Origin of the sequence: Streptomyces sp. NPDC127197 (assembly GCF_042672405.1) — a bacterium.
In the GTDB taxonomy this organism is placed as follows: Bacteria; Actinomycetota; Actinomycetes; order Streptomycetales; family Streptomycetaceae; genus Streptomyces; species Streptomyces flavusporus.
The window spans coordinates 238,859-257,419 of the sequence record NZ_JBHXVG010000007.1 but is presented as its reverse complement, the minus strand read 5'-3'; the positions used below and the strand labels follow the sequence as shown (position 1 = coordinate 257,419).

Sequence of the window (18,561 nt, the reverse complement as noted above, 5' to 3'; positions counted from 1 at the left end):
TCTACTTTCTTGGAGGTTCACTTCATGGCGGATCTGCCCGCCCGCGTCCTGTTCGGCGCCGCGTACTACCACGAGTACACGCCCGCGTACGACCCCGAACTGCGGCCCGACGAACGGCTCAAGACCGACCTCGACCTGATGGCCGAGGCCAACTTCACCGTGATCCGCGTGGGCGAATCGGTCTGGTCGACCTGGGAGCCGGAGAACGAGCGCTTCGCCCTCGACTGGCTCCAGCCGGTCCTCGACGGCGCCCACGAGCGCGGCATCTCCGTCATCATCGGCACGCCGACATACGCCGTGCCGCCGTGGCTGGCCCGCCAGTACCCGGAGATCACCGGAGAGTACGCCACCGGACAGCGCCTCGGCTGGGGTGCCCGCCAGGAGGTCGACTTCACCCATCCCGCCTTCCGCTTCCACGCCGAGCGGATCATCCGCAGGATCGTCGCCCGGTACGCCGACCACCCGGCGGTCATCGGCTGGCAGGTCGACAACGAACCGGGCCTGCACCTCTTCCACAACCAGGGCGTCTTCCAGCGCTTCGTCGACCATCTGCGCGCCACGTACGCGGACGTCGAGACCCTCAACCGCGAGTGGGGCCTGGTGTACTGGTCGCACCGCCTGTCGACGTGGGCGGACCTGTGGACGCCGGACGGCAACGTCCAGCCTCAATACGACGTCGCCTGGCGGGAGTTCCAGGCCCGGCAGGTCACCGAGTTCATCGGCTGGCAGGCCGACATCGTCCGCGAGTACGTCCGCCCCGAGCAGTTCGTCACCACCTGCATCTCCTACACACGCCAAGGAGTTGAGGACGACGAGCTGTCCGCCCGGCTCGACATCGCCTCCGGCAACCCGTACTACGACATGCAGGACGGTCTCTTGCTCCCCGACCCCACGCCCGATGACCACGAGCAGATCTGGAAGACCACCGGCGTCTGGTCGATGTACCGGACCGCGGACTGGATGTTCTCCTCCCGTCAGGAGCCGTTCCTGGTCACCGAGACCAACGCGAGTTCCATCGGCTTCGCCTGGGACAACCGCCCCGCCTACGACGGCCAGTGGCGGCAGGCCGCGTGGGCGCATGTGGCGCGCGGCGCACGGATGATCGAGTACTGGCAGTGGCAGACCCTGCGCTTCGGCGCCGAGACCTACTGGGGCGGTGTTCTTCCCCACAGCGGCCAGCCGGGCCGCGCGTACGCCGAACTCGCCCGACTGGGCGCCGAGTTCGAGGCGGCCGGGCCGCTCGTCGCCGGGCTGGAGCCGGACGCCGACATCACGATGGTGTACTCGACGCCGAGCAAGTGGCTCATGCAGAAGCACCCACCGCTCGCCACCGCCGACGGCGACCCCGATCCCGCCGCCTACCACCGCATCTTCGACCCCTTCTACCGCGGCGCGTTCGAGGCCGGCCGCCAGGTGCGGATCGTGCACGCCCGGCAGCTGCACGACCCGCGCGGCGAGCAGGAGGGCCTGGCGCCGGAGGAGGCCGCACGCCGCCACCCCGTGCTGGTCGTACCGGGGTTGTACATCGCCGCCGACGCGACCCTCGACTGGCTCGCGGCCTATGCCGACGCCGGCGGCCACCTGGTCCTAGGTCCGCGCACCGGATACGCCGACCACGAGGCCAGGGCCCGCCTCGAACCGGCACCCGGACGCCTCACCGAAGCCGCGGGCGTCACGTACGACGAGTTCAGCAACCTCGCGCGCGACATCCCGGTGAACCCCGTGCCCGGCAGCCCGCTGCGGCTGCCGCAGGAAGCGACGGCGACCCGCTGGGCCGACGGCCTGACCGTCACCGACGCCGAGGTGCTCGCCGCGTACGACCACCCGCACTTCGGCCGCTGGCCCACGATCACCACCCGCCGCCACGGCGAGGGCCGCGTCACCTGCGTCGGCACGGTCCCCGGCCGGGCCCTCGTCCGCGCGCTGGCGGCCTGGCTGACACCCTCCGCACGCCACGGCTGGCGCGACCTCCCGGAATCGGTCACCGCGACGACAGGTACCTCCCCCGACGGGCGCCGCGTCCACGTCGTCCACAACTGGAGCTGGGAGCCCGCTCGTGTCTCCGCCCCCATGGCGTTGACCGACGTCCTGAACGGCACGTCCGTCCCCGCGGGCACGGCGCTGGACCTCGGCGCCTGGGACGTACGCGTACTCGTCTCCTGATCCGACCTTCGTGAGCATCACCATGGCCATCCCCGAGGAGAGGCTATGCAGAGAAGAAGACTTGGGACAGCACTGGGAACGTTCGTCGCCGGATCAGCGATGCTGGCCCTGCCCATGAGCAGCGCGCAGGCGTACAACCCGACGGGCGGGATCATGTACCAGCTCGGCGATGAACCGTGCCTGAAAGGGCGGGGCAACTGCGCGGTCTATCCGAAGTCGGCACAGCTGCCGAGCGGACGTCTGGTCGCGTCGTTCGAGAAGTCCACCGTCGTACCGGAGACGGGAAGCGCCGACAGACAGGCGCTCCCTGTCTACAAGAGCGACGACCACGGAACGACGTGGCAGCCGCTGTCGGAGGTCAGGGCACCGGCGTACCTGTCCAGGCATCCTCGGTACGCGAAGTACACCAGCAACTGGACGAACCCGTATCTCTACGTGCTTCCGCAGGACGTCGGCAACCTGAAGAAGGGAACGCTGCTCCTCGCAAGCGTCGTGTCGGGCGACGACCACTACTACAACGAGCACAAGGCAGCCGACCCGAACTGGACGCCGTCCAACGACGGAGACCGCAGTGACATGGCGATCGCCCTGTACTCCAGCACCGACGACGGCGTGACGTGGAACGTCGTCAACGTCATCGCCACCGGCGGCTGGCAGGGCGGCAGCGCGGGCGCGATCGGCCGGAACGTCGCCACCGCGAACACATACAAGCAGGTGGATCCCCTCTGGGAGCCGTACCTGATGGTCCACAACGGCAAGCTCGTCTGCTACTACTCCGACGAGAACGACTACCTCGGCTTTGACCCGGTCACCGGTGTGCCGAAGCTGGATCCGGACAACGACACCGCCGCGGACTCGCACGGCCAGATCCTCGTCCACAAGACCTGGAACGGCCGCAGCACGCAGTGGAGCAAGCCCGTCGTCGACGTCGCAGGCCTGACCCAGGACATGGGCGACGGCAAGACGGAGATCGGGGGCGGACGGCCGGGCATGACGAACGTCGTCCCGACGACGGACGGCAAGTGGCTGCTCCCGTACGAGTACTGGGGCGGCGGGACCAACACCCGGTATGCCATGGCCGACGACCCGTTGCAGTTCTACCGCGGCTCGGTGGGCAACCCCGTCACCTCGTTGCCGGTCGACGCCGGTTCGCGTCCGCTCGCGGTGAACGGCAGCCCGGTCATCATCCGGCTCCCCGACGGGCGCCTGGTGTACAACGCCGCCGGCAGCGGCAACGTCTGGGTCAACGAGAGCGGACGCAGCGACGGCGTGTGGAAGGAGTACCAGACGACCTCGCGGGCGGGTTACAGCCGCAACCTGCAGTACGTCGCGGGCACCGGCCGCATCGCGATAATCAACAACCAGGACACGTCGACGATCGCCTACGCCGAGGTCGATCTCGGCCGGTCGGAGGGCGCCTACTACCAGCTGGTGAACCGCAGGACCGGCCAGGTGATCGGCACCGGGAACAAGACCAACGACGCGAACATCGGCAACGGAGACGTTCCTGACGTCCGCCTCGAGGACGCCGGCTCAGCGGCGAACAAGGACACCCAGTACTGGCACATGGTGACCGAGCCGCAGGGCGGCACGACGTTGCTGAACAAGTCCGGAGGCCGCGCGGCAGCCATCTGGACAGGGAACGCGACCGTCGGACAGAGGATCGGCCAGTGGGTCGACAACAGCGCCACCGGCAGCTGGAACCTCATCGAGACCGACGACGGATACGTCAAGTTCCAGGCTGCCAAGAACACCGCCGTGTACTTGACCGGTGCGGCCCATGGCGCTGCGCTGACCCTGCAGAACGCGGTCGAGGACGGCTCGCAGGAGTGGCAGCTCGTCCGGCAGCCATGACGCTGAACGCCGCTCAGGCCAGGGACTCGAAGTACATGCGTACGAGCCGGCCGCTGGGTCCGAGAGTCATGCCGTGTCCTCCCCGTGCTCGGGGCAAGGGGTGCGCACGCCCGGAAATCACTGGACATCGCCGAGACCGAAAGGCCAACGTTGGCGGCATGGCACAAGAGGAGATCTGGGACGCCGAGGCGGCCCGACGCTATGACACGCCCGGCACCGGCATGTTCGCGCCCGAGGTCCTGGTGCCGACGGTGGACCGCCTCGCTGAACTCGCGGGCGGCGGAGCAGCGCTCGAGTTCGCCATCGGGACCGGCCGCGTGGCGGTCCCGCTCGCCGAACGGGGGGTGCCCGTCACCGGGATCGAGTTGTCGCTGCCGATGATCCGTCAACTGCGCATCAAAGCGGACGAGTCGACGATTCCCGTGGTCGTCGGTGACATGGCGACCGCCGTGGCCCCCGGGTCGTTCACGCTCGTCTACCTCGTCTACAACACCATCTCCAACCTGCTCACCCAATCCGAGCAGGTCGAGTGCTTCCGCAACGCCGCCCGCCATCTCACGCCCGGCGGCCGGTTCGTGATCGAGCTCTGGGTACCCGAGCTGCGCAAGCTCCCGCCCGGTCAGACCGCCACCGTCTTTCATTCCGAGCCCGGCTACATCGGTCTGGACACCTACGACGTCCTGCACCAGCGCGTCGTCTCGCACCACTTCCACTTCGACGACACCCGGCAGGCCCGGCTCGAGCGCAGCCCGCACCGCTACATCTGGCCGGCCGAACTCGATCTCATGGCTCAGCTGGCCGGATTCGAGCTCGAGTCCAGGCACGCGGACTGGACCGGCACCGAGTTCACCGCCGACGCGCGTTCGCACGTCTCGGTCTACCGCATCCCACCCAACCGGTAGCCCTCCACAGGGACGGACACCTCCTGCGCCGGGATTCGGTCCGCCGGCCCGCCCCGCTTTTGGACCACTCACACCGGTGCACTTTGGCTCTGTCGGCCGGGCCAAGGGTGGGGCACGGTGAGAGGCCCTGGCCTTGAACCCCTGTGGAGATGTCCCGTTGAATATCGCGTTCCTGCTGACCACCCTCGTGGTGGTGGTCACCCCCGGCACCGGCGTGGTGTACACCCTCGCTGCCGGGCTGTCCCACGGCCGGCGGGCGAGTGTGGTCGCCGCGCTCGGCTGCACTCTGGGCGTCGTGCCGCATCTGGTGGCGACGATCACCGGTCTCGCTGCACTGCTGCACGCCAGTGCGGTCGCCTTCGAGGTGGTGAAGTACCTCGGTGTCGGCTACCTGCTGTACATGGCGTGGGCGACGCTGCGCGATGACGATGCGCTGGTCGTCGAGGCGGGGGCCGAGCCGCGTTCGGCGGGCCGCGTGATCGCCTCCGGGGTGCTGGTCAACCTGCTCAACCCGAAGCTGACGATGTTCTTCGTGGCGTTTCTGCCGCAGTTCGTCCCCGCGGGCGAGCCAGGCTCCCTGGGAGTGATGCTCCGGCTCAGCACAGTGTTCATGCTGGTCACCTTCGTCGTCTTCGCCGCGTACGGGATGTGCGCCGCCGCCGTGCGCAGTCAGGTTCTGGCCCGGCCGAAGCTGAGAAGGGGAATCCGCGGGGTGTTCGCCGCCTGTTTCGTGGGCCTGAGCGTGCGGCTGGCGGTGGCATGAGCATGCGTTTCCGGCACGCGGATGCCATCTGGCGCGACTATCCCGAACTCACCGCCGGCGCGCTGTGCGCCACCGGCGTCGGGGCCGCCACGGACGTCGGCGAGCGGGTGGCCGCGTGGACGGCCCGCGCCGCGGACCGGCTGGCCGACGCCACCGAGGGCACCTTCCCCGAAGTGCTCGCCTGGCGGCGGGCGTTCGCCAGGATGGGGCTCAGGCCGACGCAGTACCGGTGCGCCGCGGAGGCGCTGCTGCGGCGGCTGCGCAAGGAGGGAACACTGCCGCGTATCCACCCGGTGGTCGACCTGTGCAACGCCCTCTCGGTGGCGTATGCCGTCCCGGTGGCGGTCCTGGACGCCGACCGCATCGCGGGCCCGCTGCTCGAGGTCCGCTACGCCGTCGGTGACGAGCACTACACGGCCTTCGGCGGCGGGGCCGAGCATCCCGCGCCCGGCGAGGTGACCTTCGCCGACTCCGCCGGACGGGCCCACGCCCGCCGCTGGACCAACCGGCAGAGCGGCCACTCGGCGGTCGGTGAGCACACCAACCGGATCCTCGTGGTGGCCGAGGCGATGCACGAGGGCGGCGCGCAGGCCGTACCGGAGCTGCTGAAGGCGCTCGCCGAGGAACTCGCCGCACACTGGCCCGTCGACCCCGTCACCGCCGTCCTGACCCCGTCCACACCGGAGTTCACGTTCGGTGACCGGGTCCGGCCGACGCTCGGGTGACACCGCGGCCGATGGCACGATGGGCCAAGTGAGCAGCAGGAACGGGACCGGAGAGGGCAGCGGGATGGCAGAGGTGCCGGCGGACGACAGGTCTGCCGTGTACGGCTCCGACTTCCTGCAGCTGGACGCGCGAGAGGTGCCCGCAGGCGGCAAGGCGGACTGGCTGGCGGGGCGGCTGCGGCAGGCGATAGCGGACGGCCGGCTGGCGGTGGGCAGCAGGCTGCCGCCCACCCGGGTCCTCGCCGCCGAACTGCGCCTGTCGCGCGGTGCGATCACCGAGGCGTACCGGCAACTGACGGAGGACGGCCATGTCGAGGGGCGCCGCCGCGGCGGCACGGTCGTGGTGGCCGCTCCCCTCGCGCCACCAGCAACACCCGCACGGACGAGGCCGCCCGGCGCACCCGGCCCGCTCCGCGACGGCGGCGGCGAGCGGAGCGCCCCGCCGGGCGCGCTGTTCGCCCGCGCGCCCGGCGCTGACGTCTTCGACGCGCTGCGCGCCGCCCACGCCCGTGTCGACTTCACCCCCGGCCAGCCCGACCTTGCCGCGTTCCCCCGCGCGGCCTGGGTGCGTGCCGAACGGGCCGTACTGGCCGAGTTGTCCGTCGACCACCTCGGCTACGGCGACCCGCGCGGCGCCCCGCGGCTGCGCCGCGCCGTCGCCGACTGGCTGGCACACAGCCGCGGCATCCGGGTGGAGCCGGACGAGGTGCTGATCGTCGCCGGCACCGCACAGGCGCTCACCCTGCTCCACCCCGTGCTGGGCGCAGACGGCATCGACGGCGTGGCGGTGGAGGACCCGGGCTCGCTCGGCACCCGCCAACACCTGCAGAACGGAGGCCTGGCCACCCCACCGGTACCGGTGGACGACGACGGCGTCCGCGTCGACGCGCTGCACGCGAGCGCAGCGCGCGCCGTCCTGCTCACCCCCGCCCACCAGTTCCCCACCGGCGTGGTCACCAGCGGCGAGCGGCGCCGCGAGCTGCTGCACTGGGCGCAGGACGGCGGACTGATCCTGGAGGACGACTACGACGCCGAACACCGCTACGACCGGCCGCCGGTGCCCGCGCTGCGCGCGCTGCTGGCCGACCAGGTCTGCTACATGGGCAGCGTGTCCAAGCTGCTCGCGCCCGCCCTGCGGATCGGCTGGATGGTGCCGCCGCCCCGCTACCGCGACGCTCTCACCGACGCGAAACGCTTCGCCGACCTGGGCAACGCCGTGCTGCCGCAGCTCGTTCTCGCCCACCTGATGGAGTCCGGCGCCCTCGACAGGCACCTGCGGCTGCTGCGTGGCCGGCACCGCCGCCGCCGCGACGCGATGATCGACGCCATCACCGCACACCTGCCGGGCGCACATGTGCACGGCGCGGCGGCCGGCCTGCATCTGACCCTCACCTACGCGCCCGAGGTCCCCGACACCGAACTCGCCGCCGCAGCACTGGCCCGGGGCGTGAAATGCCAGCCGCTGTCATGGCACCGGCAACAGCCCGGCCGCCCCGGCCTCGTCCTCGGCTACGCCGCGAGCCCGACGGGCAGCATCGCGGAAGGAGTGGCGGCGATCGGCGAGGCGCTGCGTGAGCTGGCCTGAACGTCAGTCTCCAGGAACGGTTCCTGCTGGTTGACCGAGTGTCTTCCGTTCTCGGTCTGCGGTGTCGGGAGTCGCGCCCCCGCGTGCGGTCCATCTCGCGCCATTCCGGGCGCAGCCCGGTCAGGTTCGTGGTGAGGAAGTGCGCGACCCCGCCGGCCGGCAGTACCGGCACCAGTCCGACGGCTGCTACCGCTGCCCCGGCGATCAGACCGCCGGGCGGGATACGGCCCCACCACCTCTCCCTGAGCGTTCCCGGTCGCTGCCCGCGCCTGGGTGCCCTCCATCCCCCTGAAGAGCCCAATTCCGCCGCGCTGGCCGGGTGTGCATGCATGAGGAATGTCATGGTGTGGGAGGAGTTAGGCAGATATACGGATCGCAGGAGGCGGAATGCCGCAGGCCGAAGTCGACAATGACGTCGCGTGCGCTGTCGCAGCAGCGAGTACGGCCGTGCCCCCGCAGTGCCCAGGGTGTGACTTCGATCAGTTGAGCGCGGTCGCCGAGGCCGTTCTGTACGAGGGCTACCTGCTCTACCCCTACCGCCGTTCGTCGTCCAAGAACCGGGTGCGCTGGCAGTTCGGCGTGCTTTTCCCCCGTGACTGGGTGGAGCGGGAGGGCCCCGTCACTCCCGGGATCTCGGGGTCTGCCGACTCGTGGTACCAGCAGACCGAGTGCCTGCTGCGGGTCCGGCAGCCGGAGGCGGTGGTGCGCGTGCGGGTGCGGTACCTGCAGGTGCAGCACAAGCAGGTGGAGGAGGCCGGCCGGGACGGGAGGCACCGTCCGGTCGAGTCGCTGCGCATGGACGACAGCACGGTGCACCTGACCTTCGACAAGGCGGTACCGCGCGAGACGGACCTCGTCGTACGCCTGGAGGACCTGCTCAGGCAGGAGTCCGCCTTTCCGGTCGGCGCGCCCGCCGGAGAGGAGAGGGAAGAGCTCCCTGGGGGCGCCGGGCGCGTGGTACGGCGGCGCGCCACCGTGCGCGCGAGCACCGCCGTCGTCGCCGAGCGGCTCGGGGACGACGTCTGCCGTCTTCGGATCCGTACCGAGAACACGGGGCCGGCACCGGACCCGCGGGCCGTTCGCGACGAGGCGCTGCATGGCGCGCTCATCGCGACGCACACGCTGGTCGGTGGCGACGGCGTGGAGTTCATCTCGCTGATCGACCCGCCGGCGGATCTGCTCGGACCCGCCCGAGCGTGCCACAACGCGTTTACGTTCCCCGTCCTCGGCGGACCACCGTCCGAGGACGCCCCGGGTGAACACACCTCCACAGGCGCCCGGGACGGAGCCTGCGGCCCCACCCTCATCTCCTCGCCGATCATCCTGCCCGACAACCCGCAGGTGGCACCGGAGAGCCCGGGCGACCTGCACGACGCCGCGGAGATCGACGAGATCCTGACGCTGCGCACGCTGTTGCTGACCGACCAGGAGAAGCGCGAGGCGCGGGCCACCGACCCGCGTGCCGCCCAGATCCTGGACCGGGTGGAGACCATGCCGCCGGAGGTCTTCGCCCGGCTGCACGGCACCATCCGATCACTGACCCCTGCCACCCCGCCGGACCCCGCCCCGCTCTCGTCGGCCACCGCACCCACGACTTCACCCGGGCCCGCGTCCGCCCCCACGGCCGACCGGCCCGCCTGGTGGCAGGAGGGCGCCGACGACGGTCTGTCCCCTACGACCGACACGGTGCCGATCGACGGCGTACCAGTGGGCGGCGGCAGCCGGGTACGGCTCCGCCCGCGGGGCCGGGGTGCCGACGCCCAGGACATGTTCCTGGCCGGGCGGAACGCACGGGTCACGGCCGTCTTCCACGACGTGGGCGACAGCGTGCACCTCGCCGTGACGCTGGACGACGATCCCGCGGCCGAACTGAACGGCTGGTACGGCCGCTTCCACTACTTCCGGCCCGACGAACTCGAGCCCCTGGAGCCCCTGGTGGCCCCCAACGCCGTGGGGCGGGCGGAGCCGCTCGAGCCATCCCGGCCGCCGCAAGAACGGCGCGGCCGGCCGGCCGACGGGCCGGGGACCGGACGGTCCGATGAACGGGCCTGAGATGCCGGCACTGGACCAACGGATGGTCGACCGGCTGTTTCCCGGGCTGTCCGAGCGCGCGACGCCGGCAGAGCGGATGACCCACCCGGTCGCCGCGGAACTGCTGCCCGACGGTGATGAGTTGACCGACGACCGCCTCGGCGGACGGACCGCACCGGCCCGGCTGCACCCTTACGCCCAGGACCGTCCGCCCGCGCTCGCCGGGCCGGTGACCGCGGCGCACAACCGACTCGGGGACCGACTGCACCGGAGGCCCACGACATGACCATGGACAGCGGCACGCACGACGTTGCCACCGAGCCGAGCCGCGCCGAGGCGCGCGAAGGCTTCGAAGAGATCACCATCCTCTGGATTTCCGAGGGGATGAGCTGCGACGGCGACTCGGTGTCGTTCACCGCGGCCGGCCAGCCCGCGATCGAGGACCTGGTCCTGGGACTCATCCCGGGCCTGCCGAAGGTGAACCTGCACAACAAGGTGCTCTCGCCGAGCCTCGGCGGCGAGGACTTCCTCGCACCGTACCGCGCGGCGGTCCGCGGCGAGCTCTCGCCGTTCATCCTGGTCATCGAGGGCTCGATCCCGAACCAGAACATCATCGAGGGCGACGGGTACTGGACGTCGTTCGGCAACGACCTGGAGACCGGTGAACCGCTGACCCTCAACTGGTGGATCGACCGGCTGGCCCCGAAGGCGTGGGCGGTGGTCGCCGCCGGTACCTGCGCCACGTACGGCGGCATCCACGCGATGGCGGGCAACCCCACCGGCAGCATGGGCCTGGCCGACTACCTCGGCTGGGACTTTCTGACGCAGGGCGGCCTGCCGATCGTCAACGTCCCCGGCTGCCCGATCCAGCCGGAGAACTTCATGGAGACCCTGGTCTGGGTCCTCTACCACGCGGCCGGGGCGGCCCCGCCGCCCCCGCTGGACCAGATGCTGCGCCCGCAGTGGCTGTTCGGGAAAACCGTGCACGAGGGCTGCGACCGCGCGGCGTACTACGAGCAGGCCGACTTCGCCCGGGACTACAACTCCCCCAAATGTCAGGTGAAAGTGGGCTGCTGGGGACCCGTCGTCAACTGCAACGTGCCCAAGCGCGGCTGGATGGCGGGGATCGGCGGATGCCCGAATGTCGGCGGCATCTGCATCGGCTGCACCATGCCCGGCTTCCCCGACGCGTTCATGCCGTTCATGGACGAGCCGCCCGGCGGCAGCTTCTCCTCCCTCATGGTCAAGCCCTACGGGGCTTTCATCCGACGGATGCGCGGCATCACCAACGCCGTCGTCAACCGCGAGCCGAAGTGGCACCACAACAAGCCGGTGCTCACCTCCGGCTACGACCCCTACTGGCGCCCGTGACCTGTGGCCCGGCACCCCCATGCCGGGCCGCATCCCCCGCAGCACTCGTCCCCGTCCAACGCATCGAGCAGCGAGAACAGGAACGCACATGACCACAACCGAGGACCGGAGCCGGGCCGCCGAGCGCAAACCTCCGCAGATCGTGGACATGTCCTGGGACCCGATCACCCGGATCATCGGCAACCTCGGCATCTACACGAAGATCGACTTCGCCAACCAGGAAGTGGTGGAGTGCCACAGCACCTCGTCCCTCTTCCGCGGCTACTCGGTGTTCATGAAGGGCAAGGATCCGCGCGACGCGGGCTTCATCACCTCTCGCATCTGCGGCATCTGCGGCGACAATCACACCACGTGCTCCAACTACGCCCAGCAGATGGCCTACGGCGTGAAGACGCCGCCGCTGGCGGAACACATCATGAACCTCGGCGAGGCCGCCGAGTACATGTTCGACCACACGATCTTCCAGGACAACCTCGTCTTCGTCGACTTCTGCGAAGCGATGGTCAAGGCCACCAACCCGAGCGTGCTGGCCCGCGCCGAGCGGACCGCAGCACCCCGCGGGGACATCCACGGCTACCGGACCATCGCCGACATCATGCGCGCCTTCAACCCCTTCGAGGGTGAGGTGTACAGGGAGGCCCTGAAAGTCAGCCGCATCACCCGCGAGATGTTCTGTCTGATGGAGGGGCGCCACGTCCATCCGTCGACGATGTATCCCGCCGGCGTCGGCACGATGCCGCAGCCGAACACCTTCACCGACTACCTGTCGCGCCTGATGAGAGTCATCGACTTCGTCAAGGAGGCCGTGGCGCTGAACGACGACGTCTTCGACTTCTTCTACGAGGCGCTGCCCGGCTACGAGGAGGTGGGCCGCCGCCGCATCATGCTCGGCTGCTGGGGCGCCTGGCAGGATCCGGCCGTCGTCGACTACCGCTACGAGAACATGAACGACTGGGGCAAGGCCATGTACGTCACCCCCGGCATCATCCTCGACGGCGAACTGGTCACCAACAACCTCGTCGACATCAACCTCGGCTTGCGCATCCTGCTGGGCAGCTCCTACTACGAGGACTGGGAGGGCCAGGAGCCCTTCGTCACCCACGACCCGCTCGGCAACCCGGTCGACATGCGCCACCCGTGGAACCAGACCACCGTGCCGGTGCCCCAGAAGCGCGACTTCGACGCCAAGTACAGCTGGGTGATGAGCCCGCGCTGGTACCACCGGGACAGCGACTCCCACCTCCCCCTCGACACCGGCGGCGGCCCGCTCGCCCGGCTGTGGTCCACGGCCCTGAGCGGCCTGGTCGACACCCCGTATGTGAAGGCCACCGGGCACAGCGTGCGGATCTCGCTGCCGAAGAGCGAGAAGCTGCCGGAGACGACACTGGAGTGGCACATCCCGAAGTGGAGCAACACCATCGAACGGGACCGCGCCCGGCCCTACTTCGTCGCCTACGCCGCGGCCATGGCCCTCCAGTTCCTGGAGGAGGCGATGCAGATGATGCGAGCCGGCGAGACGAAGGTGTTCCAGGACTTCGAGGTGCCCGACGAGGCCATCGGCGTCGGCTTCCACGAGGCGGTGCGCGGGGTCCTCTCGCACCATCTGGTGATCAAGGACAGGAAGATCGCCAACTACCACCCGTATCCGCCGACCCCCTGGAACGCCAGCCCGCGCGACAGCTACGGCACCCCCGGCCCCTACGAGGACGCCGTCCAGGGTCAGCCCGTCTTCGAGGAAAACGGGCCGGAGGACTTCAAGGGCGTCGACATCATGCGCACCGTGCGCAGCTTCGATCCCTGCCTGCCCTGCGGTGTTCACATGTACCTGGGCAAGGGGAAGACGCTCACCACGATGCACTCCCCCACCTATGGGGCGTCCCATGGCTGAGCCCGGCCGCGCGGCGGTCGCGGAACCGCGTGACGGCGCCGGTCCGGCCCCCCGGCTGGACGACGGCGAGGTGGCGGCGCGGATCGCCCGCATCGACGAGCTGCTGGAGAAGGTGCAGATCGCGCCCGGGCCCATGGCGCAGGCGGCCGTCGAGGCCATCCGTGTGCTCACCGAGGTCTACGGCGAGGCGCTGGCCCGGGTCCTGGACCACGCGGACGCCGCCCTGGCCGGGCGCCTGGCCGAGGACGAACTCCTCGACCACCTGCTGGTGCTGCACGACCTGCACCCCGAGCCACCCGAGCGCCGCGCCGCCCGCGCCGTCGAGCGGCTGCGGCCCGTCGTGCAGGAGCGCGGCGGTGACGTGACACTGGACGCTGTCGAGGGACAGACCGCCCGCGTGCGGCTGCGCACCGCCGGATGCGGCTCCGGATGCGGCTCGGCCTCCTTCGGGGTCGAGGGAGCCGTCCGGGAGGCCGTGCTCGCCGCAGCGCCGGAGCTGACGGCGGTCGAAACAGTGCCGGAGACGGAGTCCCGGCCACCCGCGTTCGTCCCCGTCGACGCGCTGCTGCGCCGGACCGCCCGGCCACAGGCGGCGACATGAGCGCCGGCGGCGCCCTGGCCGCGCTCATCCGCTCCTCCGCCGACCGGCGGACGGGTGGCACCGAGGAGCGGTGCGAGCTGTGCGCCGCGCCGCTCGCGGACGACCACCGGCATCTGTACGACACCGGCCGCGAGGAGGCGGTGTGCACCTGCCCGGCGTGCTCGGTGCTGTTCGCGGAGAACGGGGCGGGTGACGGCCAGTACCGGCTGATCCCGCAGCGGCGGCGGAAGCTGCCGCCGATCGAGACCGGGCCACTCGGAGTGCCCGTCGGGCTGGCGTTCTTCGTGCCCCGCGAGGACGGCACGGTCGTCGCGCACTACCCGAGCCCGGCGGGGGCTACCCGGTGGGAGGTGGATGCCTCGGCATGGCAGGAGGCGGTGGCGCGGTGTCCGGATCTCGCGGGCGTGGTACCCGGGGTCGAGGCACTGTTGGTGAACACCGCCCGAGACCTGCGACACCACTGGATCGTGCCGGTCGACGAGTGCTTCCGGCTGGTCGCTCTCGTCCGCCGGGAGTGGCGGGGGCTGTCCGGTGGCGGCCGCGTCTGGCCCGCCGTCGAGGAGTTCTTCGCCGGGCTGGCCGAACGGCCGTGACCTGCGCGGCGACCGGAGCCGCCACCGCGGCCCCGCGGCAGAGCACCAAGGGAAAGGAGCACGGCATGGGCACGATCAAGGTCGGCAGGCCCCAGGCGAAGCCCACCACGCCCACTCACGTCAGGGGCCTCCACCAGGGCAACAGGGGTCCACGTCACCACCAGACCGGGCATCACCCGGACGGTACCGCCGACGCGCGCCGCTCCACCGGGATCCACTGGAAGCGGCACAACAGGGTCATGGAGAGCATGCCGAGCATCTCCCCGGGCTGATCCCGGCGGACGGGCACGGCACGAGGAACACGAGCGAGCAGGAGCGGCGATGAACGCCAAACGGATTCTGATGGCGGAGGCGGCGGTGCTGGGCGGAGCGGCCCTGGCGCTGCTGATCGCGGAGTTCCCGGGAATCGTGCGGGAGGTCCGGCTGTGGCGCATGGCCGGCTTCCGCCCCGGCCCCGGCAACCCCCTCCGAGCCAAGCGTGCATGAGCTGTCGATCACGACCGTGGAACAGGCCGGCACCGCCCTCGCCGCGGCCCGGCCCGTCGGCGAGCTCCGCCGACGCCCTTGACGGTGACGACCCGCCCGGCGGCCGGCAACCCGCGGGCCGCCGACATGTTGCCGACGCCCGCCATCAGGAGCCGGGCGGGGAGAGCTCACCGGCTGCCTCCGTCGACCGGTTCGCCGACCAGAGCCAGCGGCCGGGCCAAGCCGCTCGGCGTCTTGCGGACGAAGGCGGAGCGCAACGCGTGGTAAGGGGCGGCGGGATCGAAGATGATGCCGCGCATACGGGCCAGTTCCTCCTGCTGGTACGCCGCGAGCGGCTGTGCCGCCTCGTCGCGTCGACGTGCCGCCTCCTTGGCCGCGATCCGCCGTCCGAGGTCCGGGGTGGCGGCGAGCGCCGTCGCCAGCCGGTCCACCTCGGCGGTGAAGTCCTGCGCGGGGACCGGCACCAGACGGTCCACCAGTCCGATGTCGGCGGCCGTCGCGGCGCTCACCGGCAGGGCCTGGGTCGTCAGCTGCTCGGCCGTCTCGGGGCCCACCCGGCGCGGCAGCGTGTACGTCCAGAACTCCGACCCGTACAGGCCCATCCGCCGGTAGTGCGGATTGAGGACTGCGCCGGTGCGGCACCACACCTCGTCGGCGGCGAGGGCGAGCATGGCACCACCCGCGGCCGCGTTGCCGCCGAGCGCCGCGACCACCAGCCGGTCGGTGGTGTGCAGCACCGCCTCGACCAGGTTGTTCATGGCGATGAGGTTGGTCCAGGACTCCGCGGCCGGGTCGGCGGATGCCTCGATGACGTTCAGGTGGATGCCGTTGGAGAAGACGTCGCGGGTACCACCGAGCACCAGCACCGAGGTGGGGCGGGCGAGCGCGTACCGGTACGCGGCGAGCAGCCTGCGGCACTGGCCGGTGCTCATGGCCCCGCCGGGGAACGAGAAGGCCAGGAACCCGATGTCGCCGCGCTGCCGGTAGCGGATGTCGGTCCAGGTCTGCCGTCCGGGGGCGGGCTCGATCGGGGCCGCCACCTCCGGAAGCCACGGCGGCCGGTCACCGGTATGCCGGAGGAGGCCGTCCTCCGGCGACCGGACGCCGTGCATGCCGCCCTGTGGGTGGGACGGAACCGCGATCGAGGCGAGCACGGAGGCCGCCGGGCGCCGGAAGGGTGCCGGATCACCGGAGGCCTTGCGCGGTCTGAGCTCGGGGATCCAGACCGCGCCGTCCCGAGTGGCCCGGCACACCGCACCCGCGCGCGTGGCGAGCAGTTCTCCGGGGCGTCCGCGCAGTTCGTCCTCGATGTACCCGCCGTGCAGGAACACCTCCCGGCCGAGGAGTTCGTCGAGCACCCCCGGCTGCGAGTCGGCCCCGCGCAGCTTGCGCAGCACCGTCTCGGTGCTGTCGCCCTCCCAGTCGATCCGCCGCAGCTCCTGGCGGAAGGGGTCGCGCCAGACCACGTGGACCGAGGGGCCGCTCTGCGGCTGCGGTTTGAACGAGCTGTCGCCGTACCGCCGCACGGCCAGCAGGAGCGCAGTGACGGCGGCATCGGAGACCTCGTTGCGGTACAGGTCGCTCTTGCCCACCGGCGGCACCTCGAACGGCACCGCCGCCCAGACCGGGCCCGCGTCCATCGCCGCCTCGGCCTGCAGAACCGTTACCCCCCACCGCGGCGCGTCCTCGGCGATGGCCCAGTCCAAGGATGACGGACCACGGTCCCCGGGCGGCCCCGGGTGCACGATGAGGCAGCTGTGCTCGCGCCAGACGTCCTCGGGCAGTGCCGTCCTGAGCATCGGCGCAATGATCAGCTCCGGGCGTACCTCGTCCACCGCGGTGCGGATCGCGGCCGCGCCGTGGGAGGCGAGTACGGCGTCCACCCGGTGCCCCAGGTCGGACAGTTCGGCGTACACGCGCTGGGACAGGCTGTTGAACGCGCTCGCGACGAGGAGAATGTCCATGATGCGGCAGTGTCGCCAGTTCGGCCGATGCCCGGAAGGATCCTCGCGGCGTTTCTCCGCCTCCGCCCGGCCTGTTCCTCCGTCCGGTCGCCGTCTGCTGCCCGCCGGGAGCCACCCGTCTGTCGCCGTTTCTTCTGCCCCGGTTGCATTGACCAGGTCAAGGTGCGCCACAGCAGGACTCTGGACGCTCCTGTCACCGCATGGTCCCCGAAGTCGGCTCGTCGGCGAAGACCGCGTCCGGCTCGGTGACCAGCGCGCGGGCGATCGCCACCCGCTGCTGCTGCCCACTCCCGGATGCGATTTCGCAAGAATCAGGTGAACTCACGGCATGAAGTCTGCGATTACATGACAGATAGTCCGTATGGTTGGACAACAGACAAAGGGTGCTCACCATGGCAATCACGAACGTCTACGCGGTTATGCCCGTCGTGGATTTTGAAGCTGCGCGCAGCTGGTACGAACGCCTCTGGGGACGCCCCGCCGACCGCAACCCCATGGACGGCCTGGCGGAGTGGCAGGTCATCCAGGGTGGGGCAATGCAATTGCTCCGCGACCCCGACCGCGCCGGCTCCGCCATGCTGACGGTGGGAGTCGACGACGCCGACGGCCAAGCTGCTGCTGTCGCGGAGCGAGGTGTGGACATGGGCCCCGTCCAGGACACCCCCGGCGGGTTCCGCGTCGCAGCCATCTCCGACCCCGCCGGCAACGTCATCACCTTCGCCCAGGATGTCGGGACGACCGTCTGACGGCCCGCCGCACAAGGCTCGTACAGGGGTGCGGGTGCTCGGCGCTGATCTTCAGCAGTACCACCTGGCAGGTGGCCGCCTCCTTGGCCGGGCCGAGAATCGGCTTCCCGGCAATGGTCGACCACCGGCAACAGCCGTCCGCAAAATTGACAACGGGCACAAGAATTTAGGGAAGTGCCGGAATAGGTACCCATAATTGGGATATCCCGGCGGGCGAGTAACACGGCGGCACCGGCATGGCGCAGACATAGGGGGCGGGCAAACGGCCCGTCCGCCCGACGACCGATCGCATGTCTCCGCAAGTGGGGCATCGTGTCGGTACGGGCGTTTTCCCCCAGCAATACGTCGGATGGGACTTCCTGTGCGCAGTACTGACCCGGTTCCCGGATACCAGACCTACGACCAGCAGCAGAGCGGCTCAACGCGCTCCGACCAGGGCGAGGCCACCTCGCGGCGAGTGGCCCTGGCCGTCTGCACCATCGTCGATATCGCCGCCGGATTCCTGCTCCTGTGGGTCCTGCTCTATCTGCTCGACGCCAACCAATCCAATGTCTTCGTCGAGTTTGTGCACGGAACGGCAGATTGGCTGGCGTGGTGGTCACAGGATATTTTCACAATGGACACAGAAGGTCTGCGTACCATCCTCAATTACGGTCTGCCGGCCGCTATGTATGTGCTGATCGGCCACGGGATCGCTGCGCGACTGAACCGTGCCTGAAGTCGTCCGGTCTCCTTGGAGGGCGAGGGATCGGCAGGCTGCTGCTGCCGGGTGGCGCCGGCATGCGAGCGTCGAACGAGCCCCGGTCCGGATGGAGATCTTCCGTCCCGGTCAGGCTCCCGGTCGGCCCGCCCGCGCCGCCTCGTCGTCCCTCCTTCCGATCCGCACCCG

At 70.5% G+C, this 18,561-nt stretch carries 17 protein-coding genes and 2 pseudogenes; 16 read left to right on the top strand and 3 right to left on the bottom strand.

Annotated elements, in window-relative coordinates; all coding sequences use genetic code 11:
- Window positions 1-24: 24 nt before the first annotated feature.
- The 6 genes from ACFVJQ_RS14310 (at window position 25) to ACFVJQ_RS14285 (ending at window position 7,992) form a co-directional block, all read left to right on the top strand.
- Window positions 25-2,163 (top strand): beta-galactosidase, encoded by a 2,139-nt coding sequence (locus tag ACFVJQ_RS14310; RefSeq protein ID WP_385783687.1) that lies wholly within the window; start codon window positions 25-27, stop codon window positions 2,161-2,163.
- Between the two features lie 45 nt (window positions 2,164-2,208).
- Complete coding sequence (locus tag ACFVJQ_RS14305; RefSeq protein WP_385783684.1) at window positions 2,209-4,017, top strand: hypothetical protein; 1,809 nt, start codon at window positions 2,209-2,211, stop codon at window positions 4,015-4,017.
- A gap of 158 nt (window positions 4,018-4,175) precedes the next feature.
- The gene (locus tag ACFVJQ_RS14300; protein ID WP_385514845.1) at window positions 4,176-4,919 is read left to right on the top strand and encodes a class I SAM-dependent methyltransferase; all 744 of its coding nucleotides are present in this window, start codon (window positions 4,176-4,178) and stop codon (window positions 4,917-4,919) included.
- A 157-nt stretch (window positions 4,920-5,076) separates the two neighbouring features.
- Window positions 5,077-5,682 carry a LysE family translocator gene (locus ACFVJQ_RS14295; protein ID WP_385514846.1) on the top strand — a complete coding sequence of 202 codons (606 nt, stop codon included), beginning with the start codon at window positions 5,077-5,079 and terminating at the stop codon, window positions 5,680-5,682.
- Window positions 5,679-6,407, top strand: a complete 729-nt coding sequence (locus ACFVJQ_RS14290) for a B3/4 domain-containing protein (protein ID WP_385514847.1) — start codon at window positions 5,679-5,681, stop codon at window positions 6,405-6,407. The genes ACFVJQ_RS14295 and ACFVJQ_RS14290 overlap by 4 nt, the downstream gene beginning before the upstream one ends.
- Before the next feature lie 64 nt (window positions 6,408-6,471).
- A complete protein-coding gene (locus ACFVJQ_RS14285; protein ID WP_385783839.1) occupies window positions 6,472-7,992 on the top strand; it encodes a PLP-dependent aminotransferase family protein in 1,521 nt (506 codons plus the stop codon).
- Window positions 7,993-8,068: 76 nt separating this feature from the next.
- Here the strand turns inward: ACFVJQ_RS14285 and ACFVJQ_RS14280 are convergent.
- Window positions 8,069-8,224: pseudogene (locus tag ACFVJQ_RS14280) on the bottom strand (MFS transporter); the annotation flags it as partial.
- A 155-nt stretch (window positions 8,225-8,379) separates the two neighbouring features.
- Here ACFVJQ_RS14280 and ACFVJQ_RS14275 point away from each other — a divergent pair.
- The 8 genes from ACFVJQ_RS14275 (at window position 8,380) to ACFVJQ_RS14240 (ending at window position 14,962) form a co-directional block, all read left to right on the top strand.
- The gene (locus tag ACFVJQ_RS14275) at window positions 8,380-10,044 is read left to right on the top strand and encodes a hypothetical protein (RefSeq protein WP_385783680.1); all 1,665 of its coding nucleotides are present in this window, start codon (window positions 8,380-8,382) and stop codon (window positions 10,042-10,044) included.
- A gap of 1 nt (window position 10,045) precedes the next feature.
- Window positions 10,046-10,309, top strand: a complete 264-nt coding sequence (locus tag ACFVJQ_RS14270; protein WP_385514849.1) for a hypothetical protein — start codon at window positions 10,046-10,048, stop codon at window positions 10,307-10,309.
- Entirely contained in the window at window positions 10,306-11,394 is a 1,089-nt protein-coding gene (locus ACFVJQ_RS14265; protein ID WP_385514850.1) for a hydrogenase expression protein HypE, read from the top strand. The genes ACFVJQ_RS14270 and ACFVJQ_RS14265 overlap by 4 nt, the downstream gene beginning before the upstream one ends.
- Window positions 11,395-11,482: 88 nt before the next feature.
- On the top strand, window positions 11,483-13,282 hold the full coding sequence (locus ACFVJQ_RS14260) for a nickel-dependent hydrogenase large subunit (RefSeq protein ID WP_385514851.1): 1,800 nt from the start codon (window positions 11,483-11,485) through the stop codon (window positions 13,280-13,282).
- Window positions 13,275-13,883: a NifU family protein gene (locus ACFVJQ_RS14255; protein WP_385514852.1), complete on the top strand. Its 609-nt coding sequence runs from the start codon at window positions 13,275-13,277 to the stop codon at window positions 13,881-13,883. The genes ACFVJQ_RS14260 and ACFVJQ_RS14255 overlap by 8 nt, the downstream gene beginning before the upstream one ends.
- A complete protein-coding gene (locus ACFVJQ_RS14250; protein ID WP_385514853.1) occupies window positions 13,880-14,476 on the top strand; it encodes a DUF5947 family protein in 597 nt (198 codons plus the stop codon). Before ACFVJQ_RS14255 ends, ACFVJQ_RS14250 begins: the two co-directional genes overlap by 4 nt.
- A gap of 65 nt (window positions 14,477-14,541) precedes the next feature.
- On the top strand, window positions 14,542-14,748 hold the full coding sequence (locus ACFVJQ_RS14245; protein ID WP_224737589.1) for a hypothetical protein: 207 nt from the start codon (window positions 14,542-14,544) through the stop codon (window positions 14,746-14,748).
- 49 nt (window positions 14,749-14,797) lie between these two features.
- Window positions 14,798-14,962: a hypothetical protein gene (locus tag ACFVJQ_RS14240; protein ID WP_224737588.1), complete on the top strand. Its 165-nt coding sequence runs from the start codon at window positions 14,798-14,800 to the stop codon at window positions 14,960-14,962.
- Window positions 14,963-15,129: 167 nt separating this feature from the next.
- On the opposite strand, the gene ACFVJQ_RS14235 is transcribed toward ACFVJQ_RS14240, so the two are convergent.
- Together ACFVJQ_RS14235 and ACFVJQ_RS14230 are read right to left on the bottom strand one after the other, a co-directional pair.
- Window positions 15,130-16,926, bottom strand: a complete 1,797-nt coding sequence (locus ACFVJQ_RS14235; protein ID WP_385783673.1) for a hydrogenase maturation protein — start codon at window positions 16,924-16,926, stop codon at window positions 15,130-15,132.
- 211 nt (window positions 16,927-17,137) lie between these two features.
- A pseudogene (locus ACFVJQ_RS14230) lies at window positions 17,138-17,212 on the bottom strand (ATP-binding cassette domain-containing protein); the annotation flags it as partial.
- Window positions 17,213-17,318: 106 nt separating this feature from the next.
- Between ACFVJQ_RS14230 and ACFVJQ_RS14225 the strand changes: the two are divergent.
- Both ACFVJQ_RS14225 and ACFVJQ_RS14220 read left to right on the top strand, forming a co-directional pair.
- Window positions 17,319-17,672: a VOC family protein gene (locus ACFVJQ_RS14225; protein WP_385514856.1), complete on the top strand. Its 354-nt coding sequence runs from the start codon at window positions 17,319-17,321 to the stop codon at window positions 17,670-17,672.
- Window positions 17,673-18,033: 361 nt separating this feature from the next.
- Complete coding sequence (locus tag ACFVJQ_RS14220; protein WP_385783670.1) at window positions 18,034-18,390, top strand: hypothetical protein; 357 nt, start codon at window positions 18,034-18,036, stop codon at window positions 18,388-18,390.
- Window positions 18,391-18,561: the final 171 nt, after the last annotated feature.